The 15,134-nt window shown below is 70.3% G+C and carries 18 protein-coding genes; 12 read left to right on the forward strand and 6 right to left on the reverse strand.

Annotated features, from left to right (window positions below; translation table 11 throughout):
- The 3 genes from VKG81_RS09175 to VKG81_RS09185 form a co-directional block, all read right to left on the reverse strand.
- A partial coding sequence (locus tag VKG81_RS09175; protein WP_324395613.1) for a sigma-70 family RNA polymerase sigma factor occupies positions 1 to 804 on the reverse strand: 804 nt, incomplete at its 3' end.
- A complete protein-coding gene (locus VKG81_RS09180) occupies positions 786 to 1,370 on the reverse strand; it encodes a carboxymuconolactone decarboxylase family protein (RefSeq protein ID WP_324395614.1) in 585 nt (194 codons plus the stop codon). The genes VKG81_RS09175 and VKG81_RS09180, both read right to left, overlap by 19 nt.
- Before the next feature lie 62 nt (positions 1,371 to 1,432).
- Positions 1,433 to 1,750, reverse strand: coding sequence for a type II toxin-antitoxin system VapB family antitoxin (locus VKG81_RS09185; RefSeq protein ID WP_324395615.1), 318 nt, complete (start codon positions 1,748 to 1,750; stop codon positions 1,433 to 1,435).
- A 146-nt stretch (positions 1,751 to 1,896) separates the two neighbouring features.
- Between VKG81_RS09185 and hrcA the strand changes: the two genes are divergently transcribed.
- The 8 genes from hrcA to era all read left to right on the forward strand — a co-directional run bounded on the left by hrcA (position 1,897) and on the right by era (position 9,165).
- Positions 1,897 to 2,928: a heat-inducible transcriptional repressor HrcA gene (gene hrcA / locus VKG81_RS09190; protein WP_324395616.1), complete on the forward strand. Its 1,032-nt coding sequence runs from the start codon at positions 1,897 to 1,899 to the stop codon at positions 2,926 to 2,928.
- A 47-nt stretch (positions 2,929 to 2,975) separates the two neighbouring features.
- Positions 2,976 to 4,115 (forward strand): molecular chaperone DnaJ, encoded by a 1,140-nt coding sequence (gene dnaJ, locus VKG81_RS09195; RefSeq protein ID WP_324395617.1) that lies wholly within the window; start codon positions 2,976 to 2,978, stop codon positions 4,113 to 4,115.
- An 8-nt stretch (positions 4,116 to 4,123) separates the two neighbouring features.
- Positions 4,124 to 4,870: a 16S rRNA (uracil(1498)-N(3))-methyltransferase gene (locus VKG81_RS09200; protein ID WP_324395618.1), complete on the forward strand. Its 747-nt coding sequence runs from the start codon at positions 4,124 to 4,126 to the stop codon at positions 4,868 to 4,870.
- 85 nt (positions 4,871 to 4,955) lie between these two features.
- Entirely contained in the window at positions 4,956 to 6,005 is a 1,050-nt protein-coding gene (locus VKG81_RS09205; RefSeq protein WP_324395619.1) for a PhoH family protein, read from the forward strand.
- Positions 6,006 to 6,015: 10 nt separating this feature from the next.
- Complete coding sequence (ybeY, locus tag VKG81_RS09210; RefSeq protein WP_324395620.1) at positions 6,016 to 6,552, forward strand: rRNA maturation RNase YbeY; 537 nt, start codon at positions 6,016 to 6,018, stop codon at positions 6,550 to 6,552.
- Positions 6,549 to 7,841 carry a hemolysin family protein gene (locus VKG81_RS09215; RefSeq protein ID WP_324395621.1) on the forward strand — a complete coding sequence of 431 codons (1,293 nt, stop codon included), beginning with the start codon at positions 6,549 to 6,551 and terminating at the stop codon, positions 7,839 to 7,841. The genes ybeY and VKG81_RS09215 overlap by 4 nt, the downstream gene beginning before the upstream one ends.
- A gap of 49 nt (positions 7,842 to 7,890) precedes the next feature.
- Positions 7,891 to 8,157 carry a cytidine deaminase gene (locus VKG81_RS09220; protein ID WP_324395629.1) on the forward strand — a complete coding sequence of 89 codons (267 nt, stop codon included), beginning with the start codon at positions 7,891 to 7,893 and terminating at the stop codon, positions 8,155 to 8,157.
- Between the two features lie 84 nt (positions 8,158 to 8,241).
- Positions 8,242 to 9,165 carry a GTPase Era gene (gene era, locus VKG81_RS09225; protein WP_324395622.1) on the forward strand — a complete coding sequence of 308 codons (924 nt, stop codon included), beginning with the start codon at positions 8,242 to 8,244 and terminating at the stop codon, positions 9,163 to 9,165.
- 14 nt (positions 9,166 to 9,179) lie between these two features.
- Here era and VKG81_RS09230 read toward each other — a convergent pair whose 3' ends face one another.
- The gene (locus VKG81_RS09230) at positions 9,180 to 10,631 is read right to left on the reverse strand and encodes an amidase (protein WP_324395623.1); all 1,452 of its coding nucleotides are present in this window, start codon (positions 10,629 to 10,631) and stop codon (positions 9,180 to 9,182) included.
- Between the two features lie 62 nt (positions 10,632 to 10,693).
- Here VKG81_RS09230 and recO point away from each other — a divergent pair, with 62 nt between their 5' ends.
- The 3 genes from recO to VKG81_RS09245 are packed head-to-tail and all read left to right on the forward strand — an operon-like array spanning position 10,694 to position 12,808.
- Positions 10,694 to 11,524: a DNA repair protein RecO gene (gene recO / locus VKG81_RS09235; protein WP_324395624.1), complete on the forward strand. Its 831-nt coding sequence runs from the start codon at positions 10,694 to 10,696 to the stop codon at positions 11,522 to 11,524.
- On the forward strand, positions 11,484 to 12,398 hold the full coding sequence (locus VKG81_RS09240; RefSeq protein WP_414685207.1) for a decaprenyl diphosphate synthase: 915 nt from the start codon (positions 11,484 to 11,486) through the stop codon (positions 12,396 to 12,398). Before recO ends, VKG81_RS09240 begins: the two co-directional genes overlap by 41 nt.
- 17 nt (positions 12,399 to 12,415) lie before the next feature.
- Positions 12,416 to 12,808 (forward strand): hypothetical protein, encoded by a 393-nt coding sequence (locus VKG81_RS09245; protein WP_324395625.1) that lies wholly within the window; start codon positions 12,416 to 12,418, stop codon positions 12,806 to 12,808.
- On the opposite strand, the gene VKG81_RS09250 is transcribed toward VKG81_RS09245, so the two are convergent.
- Positions 12,805 to 13,230: a Fur family transcriptional regulator gene (locus VKG81_RS09250; protein ID WP_324395627.1), complete on the reverse strand. Its 426-nt coding sequence runs from the start codon at positions 13,228 to 13,230 to the stop codon at positions 12,805 to 12,807. The two genes, VKG81_RS09245 and VKG81_RS09250, sit on opposite strands and share 4 nt — an antisense overlap.
- Positions 13,227 to 13,577: a metalloregulator ArsR/SmtB family transcription factor gene (locus tag VKG81_RS09255; protein WP_324395631.1), complete on the reverse strand. Its 351-nt coding sequence runs from the start codon at positions 13,575 to 13,577 to the stop codon at positions 13,227 to 13,229. The genes VKG81_RS09250 and VKG81_RS09255 overlap by 4 nt, the downstream gene beginning before the upstream one ends.
- 177 nt (positions 13,578 to 13,754) lie before the next feature.
- Here VKG81_RS09255 and VKG81_RS09260 point away from each other — a divergent pair, with 177 nt between their 5' ends.
- Positions 13,755 to 15,134, forward strand: a complete 1,380-nt coding sequence (locus VKG81_RS09260; protein ID WP_324395628.1) for a glycine--tRNA ligase — start codon at positions 13,755 to 13,757, stop codon at positions 15,132 to 15,134.

Raw genomic sequence — 15,134 nt, forward strand, 5'->3', positions numbered from 1 at the left:
GACGGCTCCGGCCGTGACGACGAATCCCATGATCGACACCGGCCGCCCCGCCCGCAGGATGACCGCGCCGGCGGCGCCGTTGACAGCCGCGGGCCGCACGTCGGTGTCGAGGCCGGCATAGGACTTCGCGAGCCGGGCCACCGCCGCCGCGCCGCGAGCCGACACCGTCCGCCCGGGACCGAAGTCTCCGCGCAGCTCGACGCCGGGATTCAGCACCGCGACCAGCGCGTCGAGATCGCCGCGCCGGCCCGCGGCGAAGAATGCGTCCACCACCGGGCGCTGCGCCGACATGTCGCCGTCCGGCGTCGGGTGGGCCGCCTGGATGCGTCGCCGGGCGCGGCTGGCGAGCTGGCGGGTGGCCCCGGGTGAGCGCTCGACGATCGGCGCGATCTCGTCGAACGGCAGCGCGAACACGTCGTGCAACACGAACGCGAGCCGCTCCGGCGGCGGCAGTGTCTCCAGCACGACGAACAGCGCCAGACCCACCGCGTCGGCCAGCAGCGCCTGATGCTCGGGGTCGCACTCGCCGACCGGGTCGACGATCGGATCGGGGATCTGCGCGACGAGTACCTCGTCGTGGCGGGCGTGGCGGGCCCGCAGCATGTTCAGGCAGATGCGTGCCACGACGGTGGTGAGCCAGGCGCCCAGGTTGTCCACGTCGTCGGTGTCGGCCCGGTTCAGCCGGATCCACGCCTCCTGCACCGCGTCTTCGGCGTCGGTGAGCGTCCCGAGCATCCGGTAGGCCAGCCCCTTCAGCCGTGGCCGCTCCCGCTCGAACCGCCCGGTCAGTCCGGTCGCGCGCATACCGCGCCCTCGCTGAAGCCGGCCGCCCCGATACCCAGCGCCAAATTGAACCGGGCCCGCAGATTTTCCAGCGCGATCACGTGGGTCAGCTCGACCAGCCGGGCGGTGTCGAAGTGGCGGCGCAGCGCCGCGAACAGCTCGTCGCTCACGTCGACGGGGGTTCGGCTCATCGCGGTCGCGTACCGAAGGACCAGCCTGTCGACCTCGGAGAAGCATGCGGCCTCACCGAAGTTCGGCAGCGCCAGCAGCTCCTCGTCGGTCAGGCCCCAGCCCCGGGCGATCTGCGAGCCCATGTCGATGCAGTACTCGCACCGGGTGGTCGTCGCGGCCTTCAATTCGGCCAGCGCGCGATGCCGCCGGTCGAGCAGGTCGAGCCCGGCCACCGCCTGCTCGAGTCGCCCGTACCCGGACAGCAGCTTCGGGATGTGTGCGTAGATCTGCAGCGGCTCGAGCATCGAGGCGGGCGCACGGCCGGTCATCCGCACGAAGCGCCGTTTGGTGAAGAAGTACGCGATCTTGGTGCCGAGCGTGGCGTCGCGGTCGGGCACCGGGTCAAGACGTGGCATTGCAAACCCCTCCTGTCGTGGTCCTACCACGTCGACCCGTGGGGGCGCCCGGGTGTGACGCGCTACATCTTCTTCTGCGGCCGCAGCGCATCCATGTCGAACAGCCGGGCATGCAGCACCACCCGGTTGCGCAGCGCGGCGCGCACCGCGCGATGCAACCCGTCCTCCAGGTAGACGACGCCGTTCCACTTCACCGCATGGGGGAACAGGTCGCCGTAGAACGTCGAATCCTCCGACAGCAGCCGGTCCAACGCCAAGACCGTTGTCGTGGTGACCAACTCGTCGAGCCGGATCTGGCGCGGCGGGATCTGAGACCAGTCCCGATAGGACAGGCCGTGCTCCGGATATGGCTTGCCGTCGCGGACGCCCTTGAAGATCATGCGGGTAAATCATCCACCCATCGTCCGCCCGTCACCATGTCCCAGAAGGCTAGTCGCCGCGGGCCGAAATGCCATCCATGAACCCGCAGACCGGGCATCGCCCCAGTTGGCCAACGTAAAATGGAACCGATCGGAAGGTGAACCAGATGGGAAATGCCGAAGAGCGTCGCTTCGAGGTGTTGCGCGCCATCGTCGCCGACTTCGTCTCCAGCAGGGAACCGATCGGGTCGAAGTTGTTGGTCGAGCGGCACAACCTCGGTGTGTCCAGCGCCACGGTCCGCAACGACATGGCGGTACTGGAGGCGGAGGGCTACATCACCCAGCCGCACACCAGCTCGGGCCGCGTGCCGACGGAGAAGGGCTACCGCGAGTTCGTCGACCGGCTCGACGACGTCAAACCCTTGTCGGCAGCCGAGCGCCGGGCGATCCAGAACTTCCTCGAGTCCGGCGTTGACCTCGATGACGTGCTGCGCCGCGCGGTGCGCCTGCTGGCGCAGCTCACCCGCCAGGTCGCCGTCGTCCAGTACCCGACCCTGTCGGCCTCGACGGTCCGCCACCTCGAGGTGGTGGCACTGACGCCGGCGCGGCTGCTGCTCGTGGTGATCACCGACTCCGGCCGGGTGGATCAGCGTGTCGTGGAGCTCGGCGACGTGATCGACGACCACCAGCTGGCCCAGTTGAGGGACATGCTCGGTGGGGCGTTGGACGGCAAGAGGTTGTCGGCGGCGTCGGCGGCCGTCGCCGACCTTGCCGTCCAGATGGGACTGGGCGGCACGCTCGGCGACGCGGTCGGGCGTTCGGCGAGCGTGCTGCTGGAGTCGCTCGTCGAGCACGCCGAAGACCGGCTGCTGCTCGGCGGTACGGCCAACCTGACCCGCAACACCGCCGACTTCGGCGGCTCGCTGCGCTCGATCCTCGAGGCGCTCGAGGAGCAGGTCGTGGTACTGCGGCTGTTGGCCGCGCAGCAGGAGGCGGGCAAGGTGACCGTGCGCATCGGCCACGAGACCGAGGTCGAGGAGATGGCCGGAACGTCGGTGGTCGCCACCACCTACGGCGCGCCCGGCACGGTTTACGGCGGGATGGGTGTGTTGGGTCCCACTCGAATGGACTACCCGGGAACTATCGCTAGTGTCGCTGCGGTTGCGATGTATATAGGGGAAGTCCTAGGCCGCCGATAGTGCGGCAGAAGTCCTAGGCCGCCGATGGTGCGGCAGGAAGGCCGGCAGTGGCACGGGATTACTACGGCCTGCTCGGGGTGAGCAGGAACGCGAGCGACGCGGAGATCAAGCGCGCCTATCGGCGGCTGGCCCGCGAGCTGCATCCCGACATCAACCCCGACGACGAGGCGCAGGCCCGGTTCAAGGAGATCAGCGCCGCCTACGAGGTGCTCAGCGACCCGGAGAAGCGGCGCATCGTCGACCTCGGCGGCGATCCGCTGGAGTCGGTCTCGGCCGGCAACGGGTTCACCAGCGGCTTCGGCGGGCTCGGCGATGTGTTCGAGGCGTTCTTCGGCGGCGGCGGGGCGTCGCGCGGCCCGATCGGCCGCGTGCGCCCCGGCTCGGACTCGCTGCTGCGCCTGCGCCTGACCCTGGAGGACTGCGCGACCGGGGTCGCCAAGCAGGTCACCGTCGACACCGCGGTGCTGTGCGACAAGTGCCAGGGCAGGGGCACCAACGGCGACTCCGGCCCGGTGCGCTGCGACACCTGCGGCGGCCGGGGCGAGGTGCAAAGCGTGCAGCGGTCCCTGCTGGGCCAGGTGATGACGTCGCGGCCGTGCCCGACCTGCCGCGGCGTCGGCGAGGTCATCCTCGACCCGTGCTTCCGCTGCGGCGGCGACGGGCGGGTGCGGGCCCGCCGCGACATCACCGTCAAGATCCCGGCCGGGGTGGGCGACGGCATGCGGGTCCGGCTGGCCGCCCAGGGTGAGGTCGGCCCGGGCGGCGGCCCGGCGGGTGACCTGTACGTGGAGGTGCACGAGCAGCCGCATGACATCTTCGTCCGCGACGGCGACGACCTGCACTGCACGCTCGCGGTCCCGATGGTCGACGCCGCGCTGGGCACCAACGTGACCGTCGACGCGATCCTCGACGGGCCCACGGAGATCACCATTGCGGCGGCCACTCAGCCGGGGTCGGTCACCACGCTGCGCGGGCACGGTATGCCGCACCTGCGGTCCGGCACCCGCGGCGACCTGCACGCCCACGTCGAGGTCGTGGTGCCCAGCCGGCTCGATCACCACGACGCCGACCTGTTGCGCGAGCTGAAAAAGCGCCGCCGCGGCGACGCGGCCGAGGTCAGGCCGACCAACGCCGCCGCGGGCGGCGGCCTGTTCAGCCGGCTGCGCGAGACCTTCACCGGCCGCTAGAGCGCCCGATGGCCGGCGCGCTGTTCTACGTCGACGCGCTACCCGACGTCGGCGCGCTGGCCGGCGTGGTCGGCGACGAGGGGTTCCACGCGGCGACCGTGCGCCGCATCCGGCCCGGTGAACGGCTCATGCTGGGCGACGGCGCTGGGCAGCTGGCCTGGTGCGAGGTTGAGGGCGCCGACCGTCGCGGGCTGCGGGCGCGCGTGCTGAAGCGTTGGACCGTGTCCCTGCCCGCGCCGGCGGTCACCGTCGTGCAGGCGCTGCCGAAATCCGAAAGATCGGAGCTGGCGATCGAATTGGCCACCGAGGCCGGCGCCGATGCGTTCGTCGCCTGGCAGGCGTCGCGCTGCGTGGCGCGCTGGGACGGCGAGCGGGCCGGCAAGGGCCTGCGCCGGTGGCGCGCCGTCGCGCGGTCGGCCGCGCGGCAGTCGCGCCGGCCGCACATCCCCGGGGTCACCGGGCCGCTGTCGACGGCCGAGCTCGCCCGTCGGGTGGCCGATGACGTCGCCGCCGGGGCGGCCGTGCTGACCCTGCACGCCCAGGCCGCCGGGGTCCTGTCGAAAGACCTCGTCACGCAGGCTGATTCGATCTCGTTGCTGGTCGGGCCGGAGGGCGGCATCGCCGAGGACGAGATCGAGGCGCTGACCGGCGCCGGGGCGGTCCCGGTCCGGCTGGGCCCGGCGATTCTGCGCACCTCCACCGCCGCGGCGGTCGCCCTCGGCGCGCTCGGCGTGCTCACCCCGCGCTGGGGCTAGCCGCTTGGGGCCTCTGGCCTGCGGCGGTAGACTGGTGGCAGTTCCAGCACGCCCGCCACCGGAGAAAGCAGGCAACAGAAACCACGTGACGCCCCGCGAAACAACCGCTGCCCCGACATCGACCCCCACCGTACGGAGCAGCATTGATGTTCCGCCCGACCTCATCGTGGGCCTGCTCGGCTCCGCCGACGAGAACCTGCGGGCGCTCGAACGCACCCTGGCCGCGGATCTGCACGCGCGCGGCAACACCCTCACCTTGTCGGGCAGCCCGGCCGACGTCGCGCTGGCAGAACGGGTGGTCACCGAATTGATCGCGTTGGTGTCGGGTGGCCAGGCGCTGACCCCCGAGGTCGTCCGCCACAGCATCGCCATGCTGACCGGCAGCAGCAACGAATCGCCGGCGGAGGTGCTCTCGCTGGACATTCTGTCGCGGCGCGGCAAGACGATTCGGCCCAAGACGCTCAACCAGAAGCGCTACGTCGACGCGATCGACGCCAACACGGTCGTGTTCAGCATCGGACCCGCGGGCACCGGCAAGACGTATCTGGCGATGGCCAAGGCGGTCAACGCACTTCAGACCAAGCAGGTCACCCGCATCATCCTGACCCGTCCGGCGGTGGAAGCCGGTGAGCGCCTTGGCTTTCTGCCCGGCACGCTGAGCGAGAAGATCGACCCGTACCTGCGCCCGCTCTACGACGCGTTGCACGACATGATGGACGCCGAGTTGATCCCGAAGCTGATGAGCGCCGGGGTGATCGAGGTGGCGCCGCTGGCATACATGCGTGGACGCACGCTCAATGACGCGTTCATCATCCTCGACGAGGCGCAGAACACCACCGCCGAGCAGATGAAGATGTTTTTGACCCGGCTGGGTTTCGGCTCCAAGATCGTGGTCACCGGCGACGTCACCCAGGTGGACCTGCCCGGCGGGGCGACGTCGGGGTTGCGCGCCGCGGTCGACGTCCTCGACGGCATCGACGACATCCACGTCGCGGAACTCAACAGCGCCGACGTGGTGCGCCACCGGCTGGTGTCCGAGATCGTCGACGCCTACGCCCGCGCCGAGGAAGCGCCGCTGGCGATGAACCGCGCCCAGCGACGGGCCTCGGGCGCCCGCTCCCACCGGACCCGATGACGGTCGCCGCATGAGCATCGAGGTGTCGAACGAGTCCGGCCTCGACGTCTCCGAGGCCGAGCTGATCAGCGTCGCGCGGTTTGTCATCGACAAGATGAACGTGCACCCGGCCGCCGAGCTGTCGATGGTCCTGCTGGACAAGGCGGCGATGGCCGACCTGCACATGCGCTGGATGGACCTGCCGGGCCCGACGGACGTGATGAGCTTCCCGATGGACGAGCTGGAGCCCGGCGGGCGCCCCGACGCGCCCGAGCCCGGGCCCTCGGTGCTCGGCGACATCGTGCTGTGCCCGGAGTTCGCGGCCGGGCAGGCCGCCGCGGCGGGGCACAGCCTCGGCCATGAGCTGGCCCTGCTGACCATCCACGGCGTGCTGCACCTGCTGGGCTACGACCATGCCGAACCCGCCGAGGAGAAGGAGATGTTCGCGCTGCAGCGCCGGCTTCTCGAGGAGTGGGTCGCCGACCAGGTGCAGGCCTACCACAAGGACCGCCAGAGCGAGAAAGACCGGCGGCTGCTCGACAAGTCAAGGCATTTCGACCAACCGTGACTGGCATCGGTCCGCTCGTCGGCGCGATCGTGTTGATCGGCCTGGGCGGATTGTTCGCGGCCATCGACGCCGCGATTTCGACGGTGTCGATGGCCCGGGTCGAGGAGATGATCCGCGACGAACGCCCCGGCGCCACGCGGCTGGCCCGGGTCATCGCCGAGCGGCCGCGCTACATCAACCTGATCGTGCTGCTGCGCATTACCTGCGAGGTGGCCGCGACGGTGATGCTGGTGGCCTACCTCTACGAGGATCTGGGCCTGAAGTGGGGTCTGGTTGTCGCCGCGGCGATCATGGTCGTGGTCAGCTTCGTGGTCATGGGTGTCGGGCCCCGGACCATCGGCCGCCAGCACGCCTATCCGATCGCGCTGGCGTCGGCGGTTCCGCTGCAGATGATTTCGGTGCTGCTCGCGCCGATCAGCCGCCTTCTGGTGCTCATCGGCAACGCGCTGACACCGGGGCGCGGCTTCCGCAACGGGCCGTTCGCCTCCGAGATCGAACTGCGGGAGGTCGTCGACCTCGCCCAGCAGCGCGGCGTGGTGGCCGCCGACGAGCGCCGGATGATCCAGTCCGTCTTCGAGCTCGGCGACACGCCTGCCCGCGAGGTGATGGTGCCGCGCACCGAGATGGTGTGGATCGAGTCGGACAAATCGGCGGGCCAGGCCACGTCGCTGGCGGTGCGCAGCGGGCACTCCCGCATCCCGGTGATCGGCGAGAACGTCGACGACATCGTCGGCGTGGTGTATTTGAAAGACCTTGTGCAGCAGACGTATTACTCCAACAATGGGGGACGCGACACGAAGGTCGCCGAGGTGATGCGTCCGGCGGTGTTCGTGCCCGACTCCAAGGCGCTTGACGAGCTGCTGCGCGAGATGCAGCGCGACCGCAACCACATGGCGCTGCTGGTCGACGAATACGGGGCCACCGCGGGGCTGGTGACGATCGAGGACGTGCTGGAGGAGATCGTCGGCGAGATCGCCGACGAGTACGACACCGATGAGGTCGCGCCGATCGAGGAGCTGCCCGACAAGAAGTTTCGGGTGTCCGCACGGCTGCCGATCGAGGACCTCGGCGAGCTCTACGATGTGGAGTTCGAAGAGGATCTCGACGTCGACACCGTCGGCGGCCTGCTGGCGCTGGAACTCGGCCGCGTGCCGCTGCCCGGCGCCGAGGTGGTTTCGCACGGGCTGCGGCTGCGCGCCGAGGGCGGTGAGGATCAGCGCGGCCGGGTGCGGGTCGGGACCGTGCTCGTCGACCCCGCCGGACCCGAGGAGGACAGCCACGGTGACTGACCGGCTCGACACCGAAGACGCCAAGCTCGTGGTGCTCGCCCGCGGCGCGATGGGCCGGGCCGACGCGGCCAGCGGTGCGGCGGTGCGCGACGCCGACGGCCGCACGTATGCCGGTGCGCCGGTGGCCCTGTCGTCGCTGCGCCTGACGGCGTTGCAGGCCGCCGTCGCCGCGGCGGTGTCCAGCGGCGCGACCGCGCTCGAGGCCGCGGTGCTGCTCGGCGGGCCGGCGGACGACGCCGGCGTCGCCGCGGTGCGTGAACTGTCGCCGGACGCCGCGATCATCGTCACCGACCGAACCGGAGAGGTCCTGCCATGACAGCGCCGAGCGTGAAACCTCTGCGAAAAATCACGCCGATTTTCGCACTGTGTTCACGCTCGGCGAGCTCGGCGACGTAGCGTCGTGGCCGAGGTCGCAGGCTTCCGTTCGGGATTCGTGTGTTTCGTCGGCCGGCCGAACACCGGCAAGTCGACGCTGATGAACGCGCTGGTCGGCGCGAAGGTGGCGATCACGTCCAGCAGGCCGCAGACCACCAGGCACACGATCCGGGGCATCGTGCACCGCGACGACTTTCAGCTCGTCATCGTCGACACGCCCGGCCTGCACCGGCCCCGCACGCTGCTGGGCCAGCGGCTCAACGACCTGGTGCGCGCCACCTACTCCGAGGTCGACGTGATCGGCCTGTGCATCCCGGCCGACGAGGGAATAGGGCCGGGGGACCGGTGGATCTGCCAGCAGATCCGCACGATGGCGCCGAACACCACGCTGGTCGTCGTCGTCACCAAGATCGACAAGGTGTCCAGGGACAAACTGGCGAGCCAACTCGCCGCGGTCGGCGAGCTGGTGAGCGGCGAAGACGGCCCCACCGCCGCCGACATCGTGCCGGTGTCGGCGACCCGCGGCGACAACGTCGACACCCTGATCGACGTGCTCTCCGCCAGGTTGCCGCCGGGCCCGGCGTTCTACCCCGACGGCGAGCTCACCGACGAACCGGAGGAAGTCCTGATGGCCGAGCTGATTCGCGAGGCCGCACTGGAGGGCGTGCGCGACGAGCTGCCGCATTCGCTGGCCGTCGTGATCGACGAGGTCGCTCCGCGCGAGGGGCGCGACGACCTGATCGACGTGCACGCGATCCTCTACGTGGAGCGGCCCAGCCAGAAGGGCATCGTCATCGGCAAGGGCGGCGCCCGGTTGCGTGAGGTCGGCACCGCGGCCCGCACCCAGATCGAGAAGCTGCTCGGCACCAGGGTCTACCTGGATCTGCGCGTCAAGATCGCCAAGAACTGGCAGCGCGACCCCAAACAGCTTGGCCGGCTCGGCTTTTAACTCGCGCCCGCCGACTAACTCACGCCCGCCGACCGCTCCCGCAACAGCGGCGTGTTCCACCACACGTCGGGCTGCCGCGCCGCCCAGCCGCTGACAGCCTCCAGCTCCGCGGCCAGCGACACCAGCAGCGGCTCGCTGCAAGCCGGGCCCATCAGCTGCACGCCGATCGGCAGGCCGTCGGCGGTGAAGCCGGCCGGCACGTTGATCGACGGCCAGCCCACCACGTTCCACGGCCAGCACACCGGGCAGCCGGCGATCATCGCCCGATTGGTGCCCAGCCCGCCCAGGTTGTCGAACGCGTGCGCCAGCGGCGGCGGTTGCGCGGTGGTCGGGGCCAGCACCACGTCCACGGTGTCGAAGATCGAGCCCATGCGGCGCTGGGCGGCGGCCTCGGCACGCCGGGCCCGTCTCAAAGCGTGCTCCGACAGCAGCCGGCCCAGGCGCATGTTGGCCCTCGTGCGCCGGTCGAGGACCACGCCGTCGCCGACCCGTTCCGACCAGTCCAGCAGCCCGGAGGTCGAGCGGGCCAGAAAGCTCAGCGACAACCGCAGGCCGTAGTTCGGGTCGCCCTCCATGATGGTGTGGCCGGCCGACTCCAGTTGCCCGGCGACGCGTTGCATCGCGGCGAGGATTTCGGGGTGCAGCCGTGCCCGGAATCCGGTGAACGGAAACCGCAGCGACATCGCGATTTTCAGCGGCCCCGGCGCGACGCCGACATGCGCGGACACCCGCACCGGCGGCGGCGTGTGCAGGTCGCCGCTGACGTTGCCCGAGGCCGCGTCGAGCAGCAGCGCGGCGTCGGTGACCGTGCGGGCCAGCACCCCGTAGGAGGTGATGCCGTTGAACGCCTCGCGCAGCGGCCAGGTGGAGATGCGGCCCCGCTGCGGCTTGATCCCGACCAGATGCGTCCACGCCGCGGGGACGCGGATGCTGCCGGCGGCGTCGGAGCCGATCGCCGCGGCGACGAGCCCGGCGGCCACGGCCGCCGCGCTGCCGCCCGACGACCCGCCCGGGCTGTGCTTGCGCGACCACGGGTTTCGGGTGTGGCCGAAGCCTGGACCGCTGGTGAACGGCCACTGCCCGAACTCACAGGTGTTGGTCTTGCCGACGATCACGGCGCCCGCCGCCCGCAGCCGGCGCACCACCTCGGCGTCGTGCGTCGCGGGCCGGACGTGGCCGTCGGTGCCGAACGCGGTGGGCACACCGGCGACGTCGACGTCGTCCTTGACCGCGATCGGCACCCCGAGCAGCGGCGCCTGATCGCCGTTGGCGCGGCGGCGGTCGGCTTCGGCGGCGTCGGCGAGCGCCTGCTCGGTGAGCACCACCCGGAACGCGTTGAGCGTGGACTGGCTGGCGGTGATCGCATGCAGTGAGCGTCGCACCAGCTCGTCGGAACTCACGCTGCCGGTGGCCAGCTGGTAGAGCTGGCCGGCCAGGGTGGGGAACCGCGCCGGAAACGCCGCCATGGCTGCGAGGTTAATCGGCCCCGCGTACCGGTTTTATCCGAATGCAGTGCCAAACTGGGCCAATGCGGCTGTACCGGGACCGGGCGGTGGTGCTGCGCCAGCACAAGCTCGGCGAGGCCGACCGGATCGTCACCCTGCTCACCCGTGAGCACGGGTTGGTGCGCGCGGTGGCCAAGGGTGTGCGGCGAACCCGCAGCAGGTTCGGTGCCCGGCTGGAGCCGTTCGCCCACATCGACGTTCAGCTGCATCCCGGCCGGAACCTGGACATCGTCACGCAGGTTGCGGCCATCGACGCGTTCGCCACCGACATCGTCAGCGACTACGGCCGCTACACCTGCGCGTGCGCGGTGCTGGAGACCGCCGAGCGCCTGGCCGGTGAGGAACGCGCCCCGGTTCCGGCGCTGCACCGGCTCACCGTCGCGGCGCTGCGCGCGGTGGCCGACGGCCACCGTCCCGGCGAACTGGTGCTCGACGCGTATCTGCTGCGCGCGATGGGGATCGCCGGCTGGGCGCCGGCCCTCGCCGGGTGCGCCCGCTGCGCGGCCCCGGGCCCGCACCGGGCGTTTCACGTCGGGGCGGGCGGCAGCGTGTGCGTGCACTGCAGGCCCGCGGGATCGGCCACCCCGCCCCAGGGTGTGCTGGAGCTGATGTCGGCGCTGCACGACGGCGACTGGGAGTTCGCGCAGGCCGCACCGCAGTCGCACCGCAGCCAGGCCAGCGGCCTGGTGGCCGCGCACCTGCAGTGGCACCTCGAACGTCAGTTGCGTACATTGCCGCTGGTGGAACGCGTCCAGCGGGTCGAACCCGCGGCCGCCGACCATCAACTGGCGCTGGTCAGGCAGGATGAAGCCCATGGCGAGGAACCGGGTGAGCAGCTTGCTGCGGGAAGCTGACCGCAGGGACGCCGCACCGTTCCCGCAACTGGCGCCGCCGCCCGACGACTACCCGGTCTTCCCGGACAAGTCGACGTGGCCGGTTCACTTCCCGGAGTTGCCGCCCGCCCCCGACGGTGGTCCGCGCCGGCCGCCGCAGCACGTTTCCAAGGCCGCCGCGCCTCGGATTCCCGCCGAGCAGATGCCCAATCACGTGGCCATCGTCATGGACGGAAACGGCCGCTGGGCGACCCAGCGCGGCCTGAACCGCACCGAGGGTCACAAGATGGGCGAGGCGGTGCTCATCGATATCACCTGCGGCGCCATCGAACTGGGCATCAAGTCGCTGTCCGTTTACGCGTTCTCGACGGAGAACTGGAAACGCAGCACCGAGGAGGTCCGCTTCCTGATGGGCTTCAACCGTGACGTGGTGCGGCGGCGCCGCGTCGTGCTCGATCAGATGGGCGTGAACATGCGCTGGGTCGGTTCACGGCCCCGGATGTGGCGCAGCGTGATCAAGGAGTTCGAGATCGCCGAGGAGATGACGTTCGACAACGACGTGATCACCGTCAACTACTGCGTCAACTACGGCGGTCGCACCGAAATCGCGGAGGCTGCCCGCAAAATCGGGCAGGAGGTGGCCGCCGGCCGGCTGGACCCGGACCGGATCAGCGAGGAGACGGTCGCCGAGCACCTGCAGCGCCCCGACATACCCGACGTGGACCTGTTCATCCGCACCTCCGGGGAGCAGCGGGCGAGCAACTTCCTGCTGTGGCAGTCGGCCTACGCCGAGTACGTGTTCCAGGACAAGCTGTGGCCGGACTACGACCGCCGCGACCTGTGGGACGCGTGCCTGCAATACGCGGACCGCAACCGCAGATTCGGCGGGCACTAGGCACCGGGCGGGATCAGGTGGCCCGGCCGGAGCTGCAGCGTCGTCTGAGGGCGGCGCTCGAGGGCCTTGTCGCGATCGCCGAAGAGGACGACGGCGCGCTGACGGTCCGCCATGACGGCACGTTGGCGTCGCTGCGCGTGGTGAGCGTCGCCGACGACCTCGACCTGGTGTCGCTGTCGCAGATCCTGGCGTGGGATATCCCGGTGGACAGGCGAATTCGGGCCAAGATCGCCGAATATGCCCGCGCCACGATGCTGGGCACGGTCGCGCTCGTGGAAGACAAACGCGTCGGCGAGGTGCTGCTGCGCTACAACTTCCCCGGCAACGGGCTCACCGACGACGCGCTGCGCACGCTGATCCTGATGGTGCTCAGTACGGGCGCGGACGTGCGCCGCGGGTTGACCGGCTAGGCCTTGCGTTCCGCTCGCGACAGCGGCCGATCGCCCGCGCAGGCGGCGCACGTGCCGAAGATCTCGATCGTGTGGCTGGCCTCGGAAAAGCCGTGTGTCTTGGCGACTTCGGCGGCCCAGGCCTCGACGTCGCCGCCCTCGATCTCCACGGTGAAGCCGCAGGCCCGGCACACCAGGTGGTGGTGGTGGTTCTCCGAGCACCGCCGGTACACCGACTCGCCGGTGTCGGCGCGCAACGTGTCGACCGCACCGGTGGCCGACATCTGCTGCAGTGTCCGGTACACCGTGGTCAGCCCGATCGCCTCGCCGCGGCGGCGCAGTTCGTCGTGAATCTCCTGGGCGGAACGGAATTCGTCGAGGTTGTCCAGCAGCGCGGTGATCGCGGCGCGCTGGCGCGTGGAGCGGGGCGTTGCCGCGGTCACGTCGGCTCCTCCCCGGCGTGGGTGACCGCGGCCGCGACGATGTCCGCCAGATGGTGGTCGACCAGGCGGTAGAGCACCTCGCGGCCCGATCGTTCCCCGGCGACGACGCCCGCGGCCTTCAGGATCCGCAGGTGCTGGCTGACCAGCGGCTGCGGCGCGCCCAGCGCGTCGACGATCTCGTGCACGCAGCGCGCGGATTCCCGCAGCTGCAGCACGATCGCGATCCGCACCGGCGCGGCAAGCGCGCGCAGCAGGTCACCGGCGGTGTCCAGCACATCCCGCGTCGGCAGCGCCGGCGGCTCGCCGCCGTGGCGGTGCGCCAACCCATTGCTGAAAATGGTTTCCATTCCGATGTCCCACCATACATGCGTGATCACGCATGTCAACGCATCGCTAGGCTGTATGGCTGGTCCCGCCGACCGACGCCGACCGACGCCGACCCGACGCCGACCCAACGCCGACCCGACGCCGACCCGACGACCGAACGACCGCACCAACCCGACACAACAGGAGACAAAGCCCTCGTGGCGTCCATCATCGACACCGTCGTCAACCTGGCCAAGCGGCGCGGGTTCGTGTTCCCGTCCGGCGAGATCTACGGCGGCACGAAGTCGGCGTGGGACTACGGGCCCTTCGGTGTCGAGCTCAAGGAGAACATCAAGCGGCAGTGGTGGCAGGCGGTGGTCACCGGCCGCGACGACGTCGTCGGCATCGACTCGTCGATCATCCTGCCCCGCGAGGTGTGGGCGGCCTCCGGGCACGTCGAGGTCTTCCATGACCCGCTGGTCGAGTCGCTGATCACCCACAAGCGTTACCGCGCAGACCATCTCATCGAGGCCTACGAGGCCAAGCACGGCCACCCGCCGCCCAACGGGCTGGCCGACATCCGCGACCCCGACACCGGCGAGCCGGGCCGGTGGACGGAGCCCCGCGAGTTCAACATGATGCTCAAGACCTACCTCGGCCCGATCGAGACCGAGGAGGGGCTGCACTATCTGCGGCCCGAGACCGCGCAGGGCATCTTCGTGAACTTCGCCAACGTGGTCACGACGTCGCGCAAGAAGCCGCCGTTTGGCATCGGCCAGATCGGCAAGAGCTTCCGCAACGAGATCACCCCCGGCAACTTCATCTTCCGCACCCGCGAGTTCGAGCAGATGGAGATGGAGTACTTCGTCGAGCCGTCGACCGCGCCGCAGTGGCACCAGTACTGGATCGACACCCGGCTGCAGTGGTACATCGACCTTGGTATCAACCGGGACAACCTGCGGCTGTTCGAACACCCGAAGGACAAGCTGTCGCACTACTCCGACCGCACGGTGGACATCGAGTACAAGTTCGGCTTCCAGACCAACCCGTGGGGTGAGCTGGAGGGTGTGGCCAACCGCACCGACTTCGACCTGTCGACGCACTCGAAGCACTCCGGGGTCGACCTGTCGTTCTACGACCAGGGCACCGACACCCGCTACGTCCCGTATGTGGTCGAGCCGGCCGCGGGGCTGACGCGGTCGTTCATGGCGTTTCTGATCGACGCGTACACCGAGGACGAGGCGCCGAATGCCAAGGGCGCCATGGAGAAACGCACGGTGCTGCGCCTTGACCCGCGGCTGGCGCCGGTCAAGGCGGCCGTGCTGCCGCTGTCGCGGCACGCCGACCTGAGCCCGAAGGCCCGTGACCTGGCCGCCGAGTTGCGGCGGTGCTGGAACGTCGAGTTCGACGACGCCGGCGCGATCGGGCGCCGCTACCGGCGTCAGGACGAGATCGGCACGCCGTTCTGCGTGACCGTGGACTTCGAGACGCTGCAGGATCAGGCCGTGACGGTGCGCGAGCGCGATGTGATGACGCAGGAACGCATCGCGCTCGACGGGGTGCGTGACTACCTGGCCAAGCGCCTCACCGGCTGCTGA

This window comes from Mycobacterium sp., assembly GCF_035314905.1.
Taxonomy (GTDB): Bacteria; Actinomycetota; Actinomycetes; order Mycobacteriales; family Mycobacteriaceae; genus Mycobacterium.

Excerpts from the sequence above, each read along its gene's own strand:
- VKG81_RS09200 (WP_324395618.1), top strand. The coding sequence starts at position 4,124 with ATGGCCGGCGCGCTGTTCTACGTCGACGCGCTACCCGACGTCGGCGCG.
- VKG81_RS09255 (WP_324395631.1), bottom strand. The coding sequence starts at position 13,577 with ATGGAAACCATTTTCAGCAATGGGTTGGCGCACCGCCACGGCGGCGAG.
- recO (WP_324395624.1), top strand. The coding sequence starts at position 10,694 with ATGCGGCTGTACCGGGACCGGGCGGTGGTGCTGCGCCAGCACAAGCTC.
- VKG81_RS09240 (WP_414685207.1), top strand. The coding sequence starts at position 11,484 with ATGGCGAGGAACCGGGTGAGCAGCTTGCTGCGGGAAGCTGACCGCAGG.
- VKG81_RS09185 (WP_324395615.1), bottom strand. The coding sequence starts at position 1,750 with ATGATCTTCAAGGGCGTCCGCGACGGCAAGCCATATCCGGAGCACGGC.
- ybeY (WP_324395620.1), top strand. The coding sequence starts at position 6,016 with ATGAGCATCGAGGTGTCGAACGAGTCCGGCCTCGACGTCTCCGAGGCC.
- VKG81_RS09230 (WP_324395623.1), bottom strand. The coding sequence starts at position 10,631 with ATGGCGGCGTTTCCGGCGCGGTTCCCCACCCTGGCCGGCCAGCTCTAC.
- hrcA (WP_324395616.1), top strand. The coding sequence starts at position 1,897 with ATGGGAAATGCCGAAGAGCGTCGCTTCGAGGTGTTGCGCGCCATCGTC.
- VKG81_RS09180 (WP_324395614.1), bottom strand. The coding sequence starts at position 1,370 with ATGCCACGTCTTGACCCGGTGCCCGACCGCGACGCCACGCTCGGCACC.
- VKG81_RS09220 (WP_324395629.1), top strand. The coding sequence starts at position 7,891 with ATGGGCCGGGCCGACGCGGCCAGCGGTGCGGCGGTGCGCGACGCCGAC.